Genomic DNA, 17,075 nt, shown 5'->3' with positions numbered 1-17,075 from the left:
CGCTTCCATGAGCTGGTTCGAATCCATGATTCTCGGCCTGGTCCAGGGACTGACCGAGTTCCTGCCCATCTCCTCGAGCGCCCATCTGCGCCTCGTGGCCGCCTTCTCGGGGTGGCAGGACCCGGGCGCGGCCTTCACGGCGATCACGCAGATCGGCACCGAGACAGCGGTGCTGATCTACTTCCGGTCGGACATCGCCCGCATCGTCACGGCCTGGTGCCGCTCCCTCACGGACCGCACGAGGCGCGCGGACCAGGACGCCCGGCTGGGCTGGATGCTGATCATCGGCTCGCTTCCGATCGGCGTCCTCGGCGTCACGTTCAAGGACCAGATCGAGGGGCCCTTCCGCGATCTCCGGCTGACCGCCGCCATGCTCATCGTCATGGGCGTCGTGCTGGGCGTCGCCGACCGCCTCGCCGCCCGCGCCGAGCGGGAGAGCGCCGAGCGGGCGGTCACGGACCGGACGGGCGCCGGGCGGGAGAGCGGCGCCCTGGCCACCGTGTCCAGCGCTCCCGGATCCTCCGGCTCCCCCGGTCCCCACGACTCCCCCGGCTCCCCGGCCCTCGGCGCCCCCCACCCCACCCGGCCCTCCGGCAAGACCTTGCACGACCTCACCGTCAGGGACGGCCTGATCTACGGCCTGTGCCAGGCGATGGCCCTCATCCCGGGCGTCTCCCGGTCCGGCGCCACCACCAGCGGCGGCCTGTTCATGGGCTACACCCGCGCGGCCGCCGCCCGCTACTGCTTCCTGCTCGCCATCCCGGCGGTTCTCGCCTCAGGGCTGTTCGAGTTGCAGGACGCCACCAAGGGCGGCCACGTCAGCTGGGGGCCGACGGCGCTGGCCACCCTCATCGCCTTCGGCGTCGGATACGCGGTGATCGCCTGGTTCATGAGGTTCATCGAGACCAGGAGCTTCATGCCGTTCGTGCACTACCGCATCGCCCTGGGCGTGGTGATCATCGCCCTGGTCACCTTCGGCGTGATCAGCCCGCACGCCGCCGAGTCGGCCGGGTGACCCCTCCAGGACCCCGGTCCGGCGCCTCCTGAGCCCTTGGGGAAATCCGGGCCAGGGGGATTCCGAGGCACCGCGGTATGTGACATATTACTGACGTGACCAAGTCGCTGACCTGCGATGTCGTGGTAGTGGGGGCCGGCATGGCGGGCGCGGCCTGCGCCTTGTACGCCGCCCGGGCCGGGCTGGACGTCACGCTCGTCGACCGGGGCCCGGTGTCCGGCGGCACCACCGGCGCCGGCGAGGGCAACGTCCTCGTCAGCGACAAGGAACCCGGCCCCGAGCTCCGCCTCGCCCTGCTGTCCGCCCGCTTGTGGGCGCAGCTCGCGCAGGAGTTCGGCACGGCCGTCGAGTACGAGCCCAAAGGCGGCGTGGTCGTCGCCTCCTCACCCGGGGGCCGTCTCGCGCTGGAGGAGTTCGCGACCGCTCAGCGGGCCGCCGGCGTCCAGGCCGTGCCCGTCGGCGAGCAGCAGCTCAAGGAACTGGAACCGCACCTGGCGCCCGGACTCCCGGGCGGCATGCACTACCCGCAGGACGCCCAGGTGATGCCCGCCCTGGCGGCCGCGCATCTCGTACGGGCCTGCGGCGCGAGGCTCGAGACCGGCCGGACCGTGACCGGCGTGCTGCGCTCCCCCGACGGCGCGGTGCGCGGCGTCCGCACCGACCGGGGCGACATCCACGCGCCGGCCGTGGTCAACGCCGCCGGGACCTGGGGCGGCGAGGTCGCCGCGCTGGCCGGGGTCCGTCTGCCGGTCCTTCCCCGGCGCGGGTTCGTGCTGGTAACCGAGCCGCTGCCGCCGCTGGTACGGCACAAGGTGTACGCCGCCGACTACGTGGCCGACGTGGCCAGCGACTCGGCGGCGCTGCAGACCTCGCCGGTCGTCGAGGGCACGGCGGCCGGCCCGGTGCTGATCGGCGCCAGCCGTGAACGGGTCGGCTTCGACCGGTCGTTCTCGCTGCCAGTGGTACGGGCACTGGCGGCGGGGGCGGTCCGGCTGTTCCCGTTCCTGAAGCGGGTGCGGGCCATACGGACGTACGCCGGCTTCCGCCCCTACCTTCCGGACCATCTGCCGGCCATCGGCCCCGACCCGCGGGTGCCGGGCCTGCTGCACGCGTGCGGGCACGAGGGGGCGGGCATCGGCCTGGCGACCGGTACCGGGCATCTGCTCGCCCAGGTGCTCACCGGACAGGCCCCGGAGCTGGACCTGACGCCCTTCCGTCCGGACCGGTTCGAGGGGGAGTCGGCGTGAGCCTCCGTCAGGAGGCCTCACCACTTGCGCGGGAGGAACGCCGTATGGATCCGATGAAGTTGACCGGCGCCCGGCCCGGTCCCGTCCTCGCCGTCACCTTCGACGGCCGTGAGATCGCCGCGCTCCCCGGGCAGACGGTCGCCGCCGCGCTCTGGGCCGCCGGGATCACCTCCTGGCGCGGCACCCGGCATGCGGGCCGGCCGCGCGGGGTGTTCTGCGGGATCGGCGTCTGTTTCGACTGCCTGGTGACCGTCAACGGCCGCCCCAATCAGCGCGCCTGCCTGGTCCCGGCGCGGCCGGGCGACACGATCCGCACACAGGAGGGGACGGGCCACGATGACTGACTCTCCCCGTCTCGCGGTGCTCGGCGCGGGCCCGGCGGGCCTGGCGGCGGCGACGGCGGCGGCCGCCGCGGGCGTCCGGGTCACCCTCGTCGACTCCGCCCCGGACCCGGGCGGCCAGTTCTACCGGCAGCCCGCGGCCGGGCTGGGCGCGCGCCGCCCGCAGGCGCTGCACCACCGCCGGCGCACCTGGCGGCGGCTGCGCGAGGGGCTCGACCGGCAGCTCGCCACGGGCGCCGTCACCCACCTGCCGGAGCATCACGTCTGGTGCGTCGAGCGGCACTCCGGCGGTTTCACCGTGCACGCGCTGCTCGGGCCGCTCCAGGAGGAGGGGGTGTCGGTGGACGCCGACGCGGTCGTCCTCGCCACCGGCGGCTACGAGAAGGTGCTGCCCTTCCCCGGCTGGACCCTGCCCGGCGTGGTCACGGCGGGCGGCGCACAGGCCATGCTCAAGGGCGGGCTCGTGCTGCCCGGACGCACCGTCGTGGTCGCCGGCACCGGGCCGCTGCTCCTGCCCGTGGCGACCGGGCTGGCCGCGGCGGGCGCGCATGTCGCCGCACTGGTCGAGTCCACCGGCCCGACCGCCCTCCTGCGCAACGCCCGCGCGCTGGCCGCGCGGCCCGCGAAGCTCGCCGAGGGCGCCGGGTACGCGGCCCGGCTCCTGCGCCGCCGGATCCCCGTACTGGCCCGCCACACGGTGGTGGAGGCGCACGGTGAGCGCCGGCTGGACGCCGTGACGGTCGCCGCCCTCGACGCCGGGGGCCGGGTCCGCGGCGGCACCCGGCGCCGTATCGCCTGCGACGCGCTCGCCGCCGGCCACGGCATGCTGCCGCACACCGACCTGGCCGCGACCCTGGGCTGCCGCCTCGACGGGGTCGCCGTACGCGTGGACGACGAGCAGCGCTCCGACGTGCCGGGCGTGTGGGCGGCCGGCGAGGCCACCGGCGTCGGCGGCGCCGAACTCGCCTGCGCGGAGGGGCACATCGCCGGGTGCTCGGCCGCCGCGCGGCTGACCGGCCGGCAGCCCGACGCCGGGACATGGCGGGCCGCGGCGCGGCGCCGCGCCGCCCTGCGCCGGTTCGCCGCCGCGCTCGACTCGTCGTACGCGCCCGCCGCCCACTGGACCGGGCTGGTGACCGACGACACCGTGGTCTGCCGGTGCGAGGAGGTCCCGGCGTCCGCCGTCCGGGCGGCGGCCGGCGAGCTCGGCGCCGGGGACGTGCGGACCGTGAAGCTGCTCACCCGCGCCGGGATGGGCTGGTGCCAGGGCCGGATGTGCGGGCCCGCGGTCGCCGCCCTCACCGGCTGCCCGCCGACCCCGGCCCGTACGCCGTTCGCCCGGCCGGTACCCCTCGGGGTGCTGGCCGGACAGGCCCGGGACGCCCGGACCGGACCGGCCCCCGACAACCAGGACGGGAAGGATGCTCATGACGACTGACCGGCAACGCCCCTGGCATGGCGTACTCGTCGCCACCGCGCTCCCGCTCACCGCCGAGCTGGCCGTCGACCACGACGCGTTCGCCGGGCACTGCGCCTGGCTCGTGGCGAACGGCTGTGACGGCGTCGTACCGAACGGCTCGCTCGGCGAGTACCAGGTCCTCACGCCCGAGGAGCGTGCCCGGGTCGTCGAGACCGCCGTCGCCGCGGTCGGTGGGGAGCGGGTGATGCCCGGGGTCGCCGCCTACGGCGCGGCGGAGGCCCGGCGCTGGGCCGAGCAGGCGCGCGACGCGGGCTGCGGCGCGGTGATGCTGCTGCCGCCCAACGCCTACCGCGCCGGCGAGCGGGCCGTCCTCGCGCACTACGCCGAGGTCGCCCGGGCGGGCCTGCCCGTGGTGGCGTACAACAACCCGGTCGACACCAAGGTCGACCTCGTGCCGGAGTTGCTCGCCAAACTGCACGGCGAGGGGTACGTCCAAGCCGTCAAGGAGTTCTCCGGCGACGTCCGGCGCGCCTACCGCATCGCCGAACTCGCCCCGGAGCTCGATCTGCTGATCGGCGCCGACGACGTCGCGCTGGAGCTGGCGCTCGCGGGCGCCAAGGGCTGGGTGGCCGGGTATCCGAACGCGCTGCCGAAGGCCTCGGTCCAGCTGTACCGGGCCGCGGTGGCCGGCGACCTGGACACCGCGCTGCCGCTCTACCGGCAGCTGCATCCGCTGCTGCGCTGGGACTCGCGCGTCGAGTTCGTGCAGGCCATCAAGTTGTCCATGGACATCGCCGGACGGTACGGCGGCCCGTGCCGGCCCCCTCGGGAGCCGCTGCCGCCCCAGCAGCGGGCGGCGGTGCGGGCGGCGACGGAGAAGGCCCTCGCCGCGGGGCTCGGATAACGGGAGGCCGGCCATGCGCAGCACACTCGTCCTGCACGCCGTCGACTCGCACACCGAGGGCATGCCCACCCGTGTGATCACCGGCGGCATCGGCACCGTCCCCGGCGCGACCATGAACGAGCGGCGGTTGCACTTCCGTGAACACCGCGACGACGTCAAGCGGTTGCTGATGAACGAGCCGCGTGGCCACGCGGCGATGAGCGGTGCGATCCTCCAGCCGCCCACCCGTCCCGACTGCGACTGGGGCGTCGTCTTCATCGAGGTCTCCGGCTATCTGCCGATGTGCGGGCACGGCACGATCGGGGTGGCGACCGTGCTGGTGGAGACCGGCATGGTCGAGGTCACCGAACCGGTCACCACGATCCGCCTGGACACCCCCGCCGGTCTCGTCGTCGCCGAGGTCGCGGTCGAGGGCGGCGCGGCCAGGAACGTCACCCTGCGCAACGTGCCGTCGTTCTCCGCCGCCCTCGGCCGCAAGGCCACCCTGGCCGACGGGCGCACGGTGACCTACGACCTCGCCTACGGCGGCAACTTCTACGCCATCCTGCCGCTCGCGGAGTTCGGCCTGCCGTTCGACCGTTCCCGCAAGGACGACATCCTCAAGGCGGGCCTGGCGCTCATGGCGGCCGTCAACGCCGAGAAGGAGCCGGTCCACCCCGAGGACCCCTCGATCCACGGCCTGCACCATGTGCACCTGCTCGCCCCGGACGCCTCCGCCCGCCACTCGCGCCACGCGATGGCGATCCACCCCGGGTGGTTCGACCGCTCCCCCTGCGGTACGGGCACCAGCGCGCGCATGGCACAACTGCACGCCCGCGGTGAACTGCCGCTGCACACCGAGTTCGTCAACGAGTCCTTCATCGGCACCCACTTCACGGGCCGCCTGCTCGGCACGGCGGAGGTGGCCGGGATCCCGGCGGTGCTGCCGAGTTTCACGGGGCGGGCGTGGATCACGGGCACGGCCCAGTACCTGCTGGATCCCGAGGACCCGTTCCCGGCCGGATTCGTGCTGTGAGGGAGGCTGTGAGCAGACATGTCAGGACGCCCGCACGACATCCGAGGAGCCACCCCATGACGGCGCCGCCCCCCAGCCTCCCCGCGCTCGGCGGCAGGAGGAGCAGCTACCGCGAGCGGGTCGCCGACGCGCTCCGTGCCGCGCTGATCACCGGCGAACTGCGCAGCGGGGAGGTCTACTCGGCGCCCACGCTCGCCGCGCGCTTCGGGGTCTCCGCGACGCCGGTACGCGAGGCGCTGCTGGACCTGGCCAAGGAGGGCCTGGTCGACACGGTGCCCAACAAGGGCTTCCGGGTCACGGCCGTCTCGGAGCAGCAGCTCGACGAGTACACACACGTCCGCGCGCTGATCGAGATCCCGACCACGGCCGGGCTGGCCCGCACCGCGGACCCGGTGGCGCTGGCGGAGCTGCGTCCCGTGGCCGAGGAGATCGTCACCGCCGCGGCGGCCGGCGACCTCATCGCCTACGTGGGGGCCGATCTGCGCTTCCACCTGGGCCTGCTGGCCCTCGCGGGCAACGAGCACCTCGTCGACGTGGTCCGCGACCTGCGCCGCCGCTCCCGCCTGTACGGGCTGACCGCGCTCGCCCGCCAGGGACGCCTCCAGGCCTCGGCCGAGGAGCACCTGGAACTCCTCGACGCTCTCCTCGCCCGCGACGAGCAGTCCGTCCACACCGTCATGACCCGCCACCTGAGCCACGTCCGCGGCCTGTGGGCGGCCCCGCACCCCACCCCGGACGGCGCCCCCCGGCCAACGCCGACGGACGCGGCGACCGCCCGCTGACCGACGACCCCGGCGCCACCGGCCGACGGGCGCACGTCCTGACTTCCCGACGGCGGCCGTGCGGTGGCTCAAGCCCCCGGACATCCGGGCCACCGGCCGAACGGGCGACCGGACGCCTCGGGACGCCGGGGGCCGAAGACGTGGCGCCCGAGCAGACGCCGGCCGCAGCCTCGCACGGCAGCCCGGCGGGAAGCACAGGGCCACCCGGGCGGCCCACAGGCGGCAGCCACATCTCCGAGCGGCGTCCGGCGGCCCCAGGCCCGGCGAATGCGGCGCCGCGGGAAGGCGCGGGACCCGGCCGCCGCCCGCCCGGCCACCCCGGGGGGAACGGTGCGCCCGGACCCGGCGGCAGCGCGTCGGCGGGCAGCGGGCACCCCGGTCGGGGCCGGCCGCAGGCCCGGGCGGCGGACCGCCGGGGCCGGGACGGGACCCGGGCGGCGGACCCGCCGCCCTCGGCCGAACCGCCGCCCTCGGCCGAAGCACCGCCACCACACCCGAACCGCCGTCCCGGAAGCCTCCGCCCAGGTCGGTGGGGCCGCGTGACAGGAGTCACACCGCGGTGTAGTACGGAATCCGTCGCCGCTTCAAGGCTCACCCGGAGAGGGCAAGGTCACAGCCGTGCCCTCTGCTGCTCCTTTGTCCCCCTGACCTAACATCCGAGCATGACGGTCCTGCCCGACGACGGGCTTTCCCTGGCCGCCGAGTTCTCCGACGCGACCCGTGAGCAGTGGCAGCGCCTTGTGGCGGGCGTACTGCGCAAGTCGGGCAAGGACGTCGAGGGCGCGGCCGCCGAGGACGCCCTGGCCACCACGCTGGAGGACGGACTCCGCGTCCGGCCCCTGTACACCGCCCACGACGCCGCGCCCGAGCCCGGCTTCCCCGGCTACGCGCCCTATGTGCGCGGCGCCCGGGCCGAGGGGAACACCCTCGGCGGCTGGGACGTGCGGCAGCGGCACACGACCGTCGACGGCGGCGCGGTGCTCGCCGACCTGGAGAACGGCGTCACCTCGCTCTGGCTGGTCGCCGGCGAGGGCGGCCTGCCGGTGCCCGGACTCGGCCGCGTACTCGACGGCGTCTACCTCGACCTGGCCCCCGTCGTCCTCGACGCCGGACGCGATGTCGAGGACGCGGCGCGGGAGTTGCTGCGGCTGTACAAGGAACGGGGCGTCGCGCCCGAGGCGGCGCGCGGCAACCTGGGCGCCGACCCGCTGGGCCACGAGGCCCGTACGGGGCGGACGTACGGCTTCCCCGTCGTGGCGGGGCTGGCGCGGCGCTGCGCCGAGGAGTACCCGGGGCTGCGGGCGCTGACCGTGGACGCGCTGCCGTACCACGAGGCCGGCGGCTCGGCCGCGCAGGAGCTGGGGTGCTCGCTGGCGACCGGGGTGGCGTATCTGCGCGCGCTGACCGAGGCGGGCCTGGGCATCGAGCAGGCGTGCGGGCAGCTGGAGTTCCGGTACGCGGCCACCGCCGACCAGTTCCTGACGATCGCCAAGCTGCGCGCGGCGCGCAGGCTGTGGGCGCGGGTCGCCGAGGTGTGCGGCGGGCCGGGTGCCCAGACGCAGCACGTCGTGACCTCGCCGGTGATGATGACGCGCCGCGACCCGTGGGTGAACATGCTGCGCACCACGGTGGCCACGCTGGCGGCCGGGGTCGGCGGCGCCGACTCCGTGACCGTGCTGCCCTTCGACCACGCCCTCGGGCTGCCGGACGCGTTCGCCCGCCGTATCGCCCGCAACACCTCCACGATCCTGATCGAGGAGTCCCACCTGTCGCGGGTGATCGACCCGGCGGGCGGCTCCTGGTACGTCGAACGGCTGACCGACGAACTCGCCCAGGCCGGGTGGGAGTTCTTCCGCAGCATCGAGCGCGCGGGCGGCCAGGCCGCCGCCCTGCGCTCCGGCACGCTCCGCGAGCGGCTGGCCGAGACCTGGGCCGCCCGCGGCGCGAAGCTCGCCAAACGCCGCGAACCCGTCACCGGGGTCAGCGAGTTCCCGCACCTGGCCGAGAAGCCCGTCGTCCGCGAGCCGGCCCCCGAGCCGCCCTCCGGCGGCCTGCCCCGCGTGCGCCGCGACGACGCCTACGAGGCGCTGCGCGCCCGTTCCGACGCCCATCTCGCCGCGACCGGCTCCCGCCCCAAAATCTTCCTGGCCACCCTCGGCCCGGCCGCCGCGCACACCGCCCGCGCCACCTTCGCCGCGAACCTCTTCCAGGCAGGCGGCATCGAGCCCGTCACCGGGGGCACCTTCGAGGAGAGCGGGGCGAGCGAGGCCTGCCTGTGCTCCAGCGACGAGGTGTACGCGGAGCAGGCCGACGCCCGCGCCGCCGAGCTGACCGAGGCGGGCGCCACGCACGTGTTCCTCGCGGGCAGGCCCGGGCAGTACCCGGGCGTCGGCAGTTACGTCTTCGCGGGCTGCGACGCGATCGCCGTGCTCTCCGCGACCCTCGACCGGATGGGAGTGTCCTGATGTCCGTCCCCGACTTCTCCGGCATCGAGCTGGGCACCCCGGCCGCCGGCGGCAACGCCGACGAGTGGCGTACGACGGTGAAGAGGGCGGCCGCCGGTGACGACCTGCTCTGGGAGACCCCGGAGGGCATCGCGGTCAAGCCGCTCTACACCGGGCAGGACCTGGAGGGCCTGGACTTCCTGGACACCTACCCGGGCATCGCGCCGTATCTGCGCGGCCCGTACCCGACGATGTACGTCAACCAGCCCTGGACCATCCGCCAGTACGCGGGCTTCTCCACCGCCGAGGAGTCCAACGCGTTCTACCGGCGCAACCTGGCGGCCGGCCAGAAGGGCCTGTCCGTCGCCTTCGACCTGCCCACCCACCGCGGCTACGACAGCGACCATCCGCGCGTGACCGGTGACGTCGGCATGGCGGGCGTGGCGATCGACTCGATCTACGACATGCGCCAGCTCTTCGACGGCATCCCGCTGGACAGGATGACCGTGTCGATGACGATGAACGGCGCGGTGCTGCCGGTGCTGGCGCTGTACATCGTCGCCGCGGAGGAGCAGGGCGTACCACCCGGGAAGCTGGCCGGGACCATCCAGAACGACATCCTCAAGGAGTTCATGGTCCGCAACACCTACATCTATCCGCCGAAGCCGTCGATGCGGATCATCTCCGACATCTTCGCCTTCACCTCGCAGCGGATGCCCCGCTACAACTCCATCTCCATCTCCGGATACCACATCCAGGAGGCGGGCGCGACGGCCGACCTGGAGCTGGCGTACACCCTCGCGGACGGCGTGGAGTACATCCGGGCGGGCCGGGAGGCGGGCCTGGACGTGGACGCCTTCGCGCCCCGGCTCTCCTTCTTCTGGGCGATCGGCATGAACTTCTTCATGGAGATCGCCAAGATGCGCGCGGCCCGCCTGCTGTGGGCCAGGCTGGTCAGGCAGTTCGACCCGCAGAACACCAAGTCCCTGTCCCTGCGCACCCATTCGCAGACCTCCGGCTGGTCGCTGACCGCCCAGGACGTGTTCAACAACGTCACGCGTACCTGCGTCGAGGCGATGGCCGCGACCCAGGGCCACACCCAGTCGCTGCACACCAACGCGCTCGACGAGGCGCTCGCGCTGCCCACGGACTTCTCCGCGCGGATCGCCCGCAACACCCAGCTGCTCATCCAGCAGGAGTCCGGCACCACGCGGGTGATCGACCCGTGGGGCGGCAGCGCGTACGTCGAGAAGCTGACGTACGACCTCGCCCGCCGCGCCTGGCAGCACATCCAGGAGGTCGAGCAGGCGGGCGGCATGGCGCAGGCCATCGACGCGGGCATCCCCAAGCTGCGCGTGGAGGAGGCCGCGGCCCGCACCCAGGCCCGGATCGACTCCGGGCGGCAGCCGGTGATCGGCGTGAACAAGTACCTGGTCGACTCCGACGAGCAGATCGAGGTACTCAAGGTCGACAACTCCTCGGTGCGCACCCAGCAGATCGACAAGCTGCGGCGGCTGCGCGAGGAGCGGGACGAGACCGCCTGCCGGGACGCCCTGGACGCGCTGACCCGGGCCGCCGGCGGCGACGGCAACCTGCTGGAACTGGCCGTGCACGCGGCCCGGGCGAAGGCGACCGTCGGGGAGATCTCGGACGCCCTGGAGAAGGTCTACGGGCGGCACGCGAGCCAGATCCGTACCATCTCCGGCGTGTACCGCAACGAAGCCGGCGAGTCCCCGTCGGTCGACCGCACCCGCGCCCTGGTGGACGCCTTCGAGGAGGCCGAGGGGCGCCGCCCGCGCATCCTGGTCGCCAAGATGGGCCAGGACGGCCACGACCGCGGCCAGAAGGTGATCGCGACCGCCTTCGCCGACCTCGGCTTCGACGTGGACGTCGGCCCGCTGTTCCAGACCCCGGCCGAGGTCGCCCGCCAGGCCGTCGAGGCGGACGTGCACATCGTCGGGGTGTCCTCGCTGGCCGCCGGTCACCTCACCCTCGTACCGGCGCTGCGCGAGCAGCTGGCCGAGGAGGGCCGCGAGGACATCATGATCGTGGTCGGCGGGGTGATCCCCCCGCAGGACGTGCCGACGCTGCTGGACATGGGCGCGGCGGCCGTGTTCCCGCCCGGGACGGTGATCCCGGACGCGGCCCACGACCTGGTGCAGCGGCTGGCCGCCGGCCTCGGACACGAGCTGTGATCGATCTCGACGCGTATGTGAAGGGCGTGCTCGACGGCAAGCGGGCCGTCGTGGCGCGCGCGATCACGCTCGTCGAGTCCACCCGGCGGCAGCACCGGGAACTGGCCCAGCGGCTGCTCACCGAACTGCTGCCGTACAGCGGCAAGGCACGGCGGATCGGCGTCAGCGGGGTGCCGGGGGTCGGCAAGTCGACGTTCATCGACGCGTTCGGGACCATGCTGACCGGCCTCGGCCACCGGGTCGCCGTGCTCGCCGTCGACCCGTCGTCGAGCCGCACGGGCGGCTCGATCCTGGGCGACAAGACGCGGATGGAGCGGCTGGCGGTGGACCCGGCCGCCTTCGTACGGCCGTCCCCCACGGCCGGCACACTCGGCGGGGTCGCCAAGGCGACCCGCGAGTCGATCGTGGTGATGGAGGCGGCGGGCTACGACGTGGTCCTGGTCGAGACGGTCGGCGTGGGCCAGTCGGAGACCGCCGTCGCCAACATGGTCGACTCGTTCCTGCTGCTCACCCTGGCCCGCACCGGCGACCAGCTGCAGGGCATCAAGAAGGGCGTTCTGGAGCTCGCCGACGTGCTCGCCGTCAACAAGGCGGACGGCCCGCACGAGCGCGACGCCCGGGCGGCCGCACGTGAGCTGTCCGGCGCGCTGCGCCTGATGCACGGCAAGGACGCCTACTGGACGCCGCCGGTGCTGCACTGCAGCGCCCGCGAGTCGACGGGCCTGGACACCGTCTGGGAGCGCCTCGAAGCGCACCGCTCCCTGCTCGGGTCCACCGGCCGGCTCGCCGCGAAGCGGCGTGAGCAGCAGGTCGACTGGACGTGGACGATGGTCCGCGACGACCTGCTGGGCCGGCTGCACACCCACCCGGCCGTACGCGCCCTCGCCCCGGACCTGGAGCGTCAGGTCCGCGGGGGCGAGCTGACGGCGACGCTGGCGGCGGAGCGCATCCTGCGGGCGTTCGAGGGCGGCGAGGCGAACCCGGTCCCACCGCCGGGGTGAGACCGGGCAGGCCGCGGCTCCTTACTCGTCGTCGGGAGCCAGCCGCAGAGAAATGCTGTTGATGCAGTACCGCTGGTCCGTGGGCGTGGGATAACCCTCACCCTCGAACACGTGCCCGAGGTGCGATCCGCAGCGCGCACAGCGCACCTCGGTGCGCACCATCCCGTGCGAGCGGTCCTGCACCAGCTCCACCGCGTCGCTTTCCTTGGGGTCGTAGAAGGACGGCCAGCCGCAGTGCGACTCGAACTTCGTGTCCGAGGTGAACAGCTCGGCACCGCAGGCCCGGCACGCGTACACGCCCTCGGTCCTGGTGTCGGTGTACTCACCGGTGAACGCGGGTTCCGTAGCGGCCTGGCGCAGCACGGCGTACTCGGCCGGCGTCAGTTCCACGCGCCACTGCTCGTCCGGCTTCTCGACGTCGTACGACATGGGTGTCAGCCCCTTACTTCGGCAGGCGGTCCAAGATGCGCGGTCCGAGGTCGGTGACATCGCCCGCGCCCATGGTGAGAACCAGATCGCCCGCCCTCGCCATTCCCGCGACCACCCCGGGCACCTCGCCCTTGTCGTGCACCGCCGTCACGTCCGCGCCCGCCGTCCGGGCGGCCTCGATGATCAGCTCGCTGGTCACGCCCGGAATCGGGTCCTCCCGGGCGGGGTAGATGTCCAGCACCACGGAGGCGTCGGCGAGGGCGAGGGCCTGGCCCATCTCCTTGCCCAGCTCCTGCGTCCGTGAGAACAGGTGCGGCTGGAAGACCACCAGGATCCGCGCGTCGCCCGCCGCGGCCCGCATCGCCTCCAGGTCGGCGCTCATCTCGGTCGGGTGGTGGGCGTAGGAGTCGATCACCTGCACCCCGGCCGCCTCACCCTTCAGCTGCAGCCGCCGCTTCACCCCGGTGTACGCCGCGAGCGCCGGGGCCAGCTCCGTGGCCGGGATACCGAGGGCCACACCCGCCGCGAGGGCGGCGACCGCGTTGTGGGCGTAGTGCCGGCCGGGGACGGAGACCGCGAAGGTGAGCTCGCGGCCGTCCAGCAGGACGGTGACCTCGCTCTTCAGCCCCTGCGGTACGACCGACAGCACCCGCACGTCGGCGTCGTCGGCCGCGCCGTAGGTCACGGCCTTCACGCCCGATGCCGCGACCCGCCGCGTCAGCTCCCGCGCGCCCTCCTGGTCCGCCGAGATCACCAGCGTGCCGCCGGGCACGATCCTGCCGGCGAAGGTCTCGAAGGACTCGTGGATCTCTTCCATGGACGCGTAGTTGGCGTGGTGGTCGAGCTCGACGTTGAGCACGATCGCGACCTCGGGCGCGTACTTGTGGAAGCTGCGGTCGCTCTCGTCCGCCTCGGCCACGAAGATGTCGCCCTCGCCGTGCAGCGCGTTGGAGCCGGGCGCGTCGAGGTCCCCGCCGATCGCGTACGACGGCCGCAGCCCGAGCGCGGACAGCGACACGGCCAGCATCGAGGTGGTGGTCGTCTTGCCGTGCGTACCGGCGACCGCGATCGGCCGCAGGCCCCGCATCAGGGCGGCGAGCGCGTCGGACCGGTGCACCACGGGGATGCCCAGCTCGGCCGCGCGGGCCAGCTCCGGGTTGCCGGACCGGATCGCGGACGACACCACGGCACAGCTGGCGTCGTCCGCGAGGTGCTCCGCCGCGTGCCCGAGGTGCACGGTGACACCCAGCGCCCGCAGCGCCTCGACGGTCTCCGACTCCTTGGCGTCACTGCCGGCGACCTTGGCGCCGCGCTGCGCCAGAATCTTCGCGATACCGGACATCCCGGCCCCGCCGATGCCGATGAAGTGCGGTCGGTCCATGGCGGTAGGAAGGCCGGGTGCCATGTGTGTTCTCCCCAAGATCCGTTACGACGGGCTGCGTACCCCGACGGGGAAGCGCGGCCCCAGCCTATTCCGTGCGGCGCGGCAGGCCCGGCAAGGGGGCGGCGGGGTCACGCGGCCAGGGGGCGCGGCGACCGGTGACCGGCCCCAAGGCACCCGCACCCGCAGCCGCACCCGCCGCCCTACGCCTTGCTGTGCGAGAACAGCTTCAGCACCGGCACGCCCACCTTGTGCCGAGCCCGCGAGGCCCAGTCCCGGTGGAAGAACTCCTCCACGTAGTGGGGGTCCGTCAGCACGATCACCTCGTCGGCCCCCACCTCCTCCACCATGCCCTTGAGGACGTCCAGCGGATGGTCCTCGATCAGCCGGCCCTGCGCCGCGCTGCCGGAGGCCCGCAGGGCCTGCAAGGACACCTCCAGTGCCCGCTGCCCCTCACTCCTGGCCGCCTCGCCCTCCGGCGTCTCCCCCTCGCGCGCCGCCTCGTCCAGTTCCCCCAGCGCGAGGTCGTCGATGGCACGCAACAGGCGGTCCGCCTGCTCGCCGCGCGGCTGGAGCAGCACATGGAAGGTGACCGGCTCCTCCCCGTGCAAGGTGGTGACGAACTCCACGTCGGCGGACGTCAGGGCCTTCTCGATCATCAAAACGCTTGTGAACACCAGGCGCCCCTTCTCCTCCGAGGGCCGGTGGGCCCTTTCGTCCATGGCCGTCCGGCCCTGCGGAAACCATCCTGCCCCGTGATCGCGCGGGTAGTGCGGGTCATAGTGTGCCCGTCCCGAGCTAAGCGGAGCGGCACATTCCGTCGATCTCAGGTCCGACGGTAACGGGAGAACAAAAACCCGGCTTCTTCCAGCAGGGACGCCAGTTCGAACCGCTGCGGGACCGCCACCGCCGGCCCCCCTGCGATGCGCGGCGCACCGCCCGCCGTGAGCATCGGGGAGACGGTCAGGCACAGCTCGTCGAGCACCCCGGCCGCCACCAGCTGACCCAGCAGCCGGGGCCCGCCCTCGGTGAGCAGCCGGGTGTGACCCAGCTCGGCGAGCGCCCGTACGGCCCGTGCGGGCTCCACACCGACGCCGTCCCCGGCGACCACCACCCGGGCGCCCGCCTTCTCCGCCGCCGCCACCCGGTCCGGCGCCGCCGCCGCCCCGGTGAGGATCAGTGTGGGGACCACGGGCGAGGCGAACAGCGGCAGGGAGAAGTCCAGGTCCAGACCGGCGCTGACCACCGCGATCGCGGGTACGGGCTGCTGCCCGGCCGCCTCACGCCGCGCCGCGAACTCGGCACGCACGCGTGCGGGGCGGTACCCCTCCTGGCGGACCGTTTCCGCGCCGACCAGCACGACATCGGCGAGCGCCCGCAGCGTGCCGAAGACGCGCATGTCGGTGGCGTTGGAGATGGGCTGCGACCTGCCGTCGTGCTGCGCGGCACCGTCGAGCGTCGCGACCATGTTGGCCCGCAGCCACGCCACCGGCTTCCCCGTACCCGGCTCGGGGTAGGCGTAGGCCTGCGCCAGCTCCGCGAGATCCCACTCACGGTCGGCCGGGTCCAGTGTCGTGTCGGTCACAGGGAAGAGGCGTCGCATGCCGTGCAGTGTTCCACGCGTGCCGGGATTCATCCGGGGCGCCGTCGGGCGGCCTGGCGTGCGGGGACGGCGGATCGTCCGGCTCCGGGGCCGCACCCGCGCGCGGACGGTGCCCGGACGTGTCCGCGGACCGGCCGGTGGCCGGAACCGCCCCCGGACCACCCCTTAGCATGGGTAAGCGTGTCCTCCTCCACCGCCGCCGGCCGAAGCCCCGTAGCCGCCGAAGCCGCCCCCCTCTCCCTCTGCGCACGAGAGCCGCACGTTCCCGCGGACCGCCTGGTGGCCGAGATGGTGCCCCCGCCCCGCTTCGACTCGGTGCGCTTCGGGACGTACATCCCGGACCCGAACCAGCCCAGCCAGACCGAGGCGGTGCGGGTCCTGGAGGGCTTCGCGGCCGGCCTCGGCGCGGCTCCCGGCACCGGCAGGCGGGGGTTCCTCGGGTTCGGCAGGGCCAGGACGCCGAAGGCCCCCGCCGGGCCCCGCGGTGTCTACCTCGACGGCGGCTACGGCGTCGGCAAGACCCACCTCCTCGCCTCACTCTGGCACGCCACCCCCGCCGAGCCCGACCGCAAGGCCTTCGGCACGTTCGTGGAGCTGACCAACCTGGTCGGCGCCCTCGGCTTCCAGCAGACCGTCCAGACGCTCTCCGGCCACCGCCTGCTGTGCATCGACGAGTTCGAACTGGACGACCCCGGCGACACCGTGCTGGTCTCCACCCTGCTCGGCAAGCTGGTCGACGCGGGCGTCGCGCTCGCCGCCACCTCGAACACCCTGCCGGGCAAGCTGGGTGAGGGCCGTTTCGCGGCCGCCGACTTCCTGCGCGAGATCCAGGGCCTGTCGGCCCACTTCCGGGCCCTGCGCATCGACGGCGAGGACTACCGCCACCGCGGCCTGCCGCAGGCGCCGGCGCCGTTCACCGACGAGCAGGTGACACGGGCGGCGCACGCCACCGAGGGCGCCGCGCTCGACGCGTTCCCGCCGCTGCTCGACCACCTCGCCCGCGTTCACCCCAGCCGCTACGGCGCGTTGACCGACGGGGTCAAGGCGGTGTGCCTGACCGGCGTGCGGCCGGTTCCCGACCAGTCGACGGCACTGCGGCTCGTGGTGCTCGCCGACCGGCTCTACGACCGTGAAGTGCCCGTCCTGGCCTCGGGGTTGCCCTTCGACCAGCTGTTCAGCGAGGAGATGCTGAAGGGCGGCTACCGCAAGAAGTACTTCCGGGCCATCTCGCGGCTGACCGCGCTGGCGCGGGACGCCCAGCGGCTGACCGAGGGCCGGTAGACGCCACGCCGTACGCC

General features: G+C 73.9%; 15 protein-coding genes. 11 read left to right on the top strand and 4 right to left on the bottom strand.

Features of this window, described 5'->3' with window-relative positions:
- Positions 1 to 7 precede the first annotated feature (7 nt).
- From ACGF8A_RS12175 to meaB, 10 genes are all read left to right on the top strand, one after another.
- Positions 8 to 1,015 (top strand): undecaprenyl-diphosphate phosphatase, encoded by a 1,008-nt coding sequence (locus ACGF8A_RS12175; RefSeq protein WP_393106966.1) that lies wholly within the window; start codon positions 8 to 10, stop codon positions 1,013 to 1,015.
- 95 nt (positions 1,016 to 1,110) lie between these two features.
- Positions 1,111 to 2,262, top strand: coding sequence for an NAD(P)/FAD-dependent oxidoreductase (locus tag ACGF8A_RS12170; protein ID WP_393106964.1), 1,152 nt, complete (start codon positions 1,111 to 1,113; stop codon positions 2,260 to 2,262).
- 44 nt (positions 2,263 to 2,306) lie between these two features.
- The gene (locus ACGF8A_RS12165) at positions 2,307 to 2,606 is read left to right on the top strand and encodes a (2Fe-2S)-binding protein (RefSeq protein WP_393106962.1); all 300 of its coding nucleotides are present in this window, start codon (positions 2,307 to 2,309) and stop codon (positions 2,604 to 2,606) included.
- A complete protein-coding gene (locus ACGF8A_RS12160) occupies positions 2,599 to 4,041 on the top strand; it encodes an FAD-dependent oxidoreductase (RefSeq protein ID WP_393106959.1) in 1,443 nt (480 codons plus the stop codon). The genes ACGF8A_RS12165 and ACGF8A_RS12160 overlap by 8 nt, the downstream gene beginning before the upstream one ends.
- The gene (locus ACGF8A_RS12155; protein WP_393106957.1) at positions 4,031 to 4,927 is read left to right on the top strand and encodes a dihydrodipicolinate synthase family protein; all 897 of its coding nucleotides are present in this window, start codon (positions 4,031 to 4,033) and stop codon (positions 4,925 to 4,927) included. Before ACGF8A_RS12160 ends, ACGF8A_RS12155 begins: the two co-directional genes overlap by 11 nt.
- A 13-nt stretch (positions 4,928 to 4,940) precedes the next feature.
- Positions 4,941 to 5,942: a proline racemase family protein gene (locus ACGF8A_RS12150; protein WP_393106955.1), complete on the top strand. Its 1,002-nt coding sequence runs from the start codon at positions 4,941 to 4,943 to the stop codon at positions 5,940 to 5,942.
- A gap of 56 nt (positions 5,943 to 5,998) precedes the next feature.
- Entirely contained in the window at positions 5,999 to 6,724 is a 726-nt protein-coding gene (locus ACGF8A_RS12145; RefSeq protein WP_393106953.1) for a GntR family transcriptional regulator, read from the top strand.
- 662 nt (positions 6,725 to 7,386) lie between these two features.
- Positions 7,387 to 9,189: a methylmalonyl-CoA mutase family protein gene (locus ACGF8A_RS12140; RefSeq protein WP_393106951.1), complete on the top strand. Its 1,803-nt coding sequence runs from the start codon at positions 7,387 to 7,389 to the stop codon at positions 9,187 to 9,189.
- Positions 9,189 to 11,363 carry a methylmalonyl-CoA mutase gene (scpA, locus tag ACGF8A_RS12135; RefSeq protein WP_393106948.1) on the top strand — a complete coding sequence of 725 codons (2,175 nt, stop codon included), beginning with the start codon at positions 9,189 to 9,191 and terminating at the stop codon, positions 11,361 to 11,363. The genes ACGF8A_RS12140 and scpA overlap by 1 nt, the downstream gene beginning before the upstream one ends.
- Positions 11,360 to 12,364 (top strand): methylmalonyl Co-A mutase-associated GTPase MeaB, encoded by a 1,005-nt coding sequence (meaB, locus tag ACGF8A_RS12130; RefSeq protein ID WP_393106946.1) that lies wholly within the window; start codon positions 11,360 to 11,362, stop codon positions 12,362 to 12,364. The genes scpA and meaB overlap by 4 nt, the downstream gene beginning before the upstream one ends.
- Positions 12,365 to 12,385: 21 nt before the next feature.
- Here meaB and msrB read toward each other — a convergent pair whose 3' ends face one another.
- The 4 genes from msrB to ACGF8A_RS12110 form a co-directional block, all read right to left on the bottom strand.
- Positions 12,386 to 12,793: a peptide-methionine (R)-S-oxide reductase MsrB gene (gene msrB / locus ACGF8A_RS12125; RefSeq protein ID WP_393106944.1), complete on the bottom strand. Its 408-nt coding sequence runs from the start codon at positions 12,791 to 12,793 to the stop codon at positions 12,386 to 12,388.
- A 13-nt stretch (positions 12,794 to 12,806) separates the two neighbouring features.
- Complete coding sequence (gene murC, locus ACGF8A_RS12120) at positions 12,807 to 14,198, bottom strand: UDP-N-acetylmuramate--L-alanine ligase (RefSeq protein ID WP_393106942.1); 1,392 nt, start codon at positions 14,196 to 14,198, stop codon at positions 12,807 to 12,809.
- A gap of 179 nt (positions 14,199 to 14,377) precedes the next feature.
- Positions 14,378 to 14,851, bottom strand: coding sequence for an indole-3-glycerol phosphate synthase (locus tag ACGF8A_RS12115; RefSeq protein ID WP_393106940.1), 474 nt, complete (start codon positions 14,849 to 14,851; stop codon positions 14,378 to 14,380).
- A 149-nt stretch (positions 14,852 to 15,000) separates the two neighbouring features.
- A complete protein-coding gene (locus tag ACGF8A_RS12110; protein WP_393106938.1) occupies positions 15,001 to 15,777 on the bottom strand; it encodes a pyrimidine reductase family protein in 777 nt (258 codons plus the stop codon).
- 180 nt (positions 15,778 to 15,957) lie between these two features.
- On the opposite strand from ACGF8A_RS12110, the gene zapE reads away from it, so the two are divergent.
- On the top strand, positions 15,958 to 17,058 hold the full coding sequence (gene zapE, locus ACGF8A_RS12105) for a cell division protein ZapE (protein ID WP_393106936.1): 1,101 nt from the start codon (positions 15,958 to 15,960) through the stop codon (positions 17,056 to 17,058).
- Positions 17,059 to 17,075 lie beyond the last annotated feature (17 nt).

Source organism: Streptomyces sp. NPDC047706 (assembly GCF_043204795.1).
In the GTDB taxonomy this organism is placed as follows: domain Bacteria; phylum Actinomycetota; class Actinomycetes; order Streptomycetales; family Streptomycetaceae; genus Streptomyces.
The sequence above is the reverse complement of the archived record's forward strand: the minus strand, read 5'-3'. Positions and strand labels throughout refer to the sequence as shown.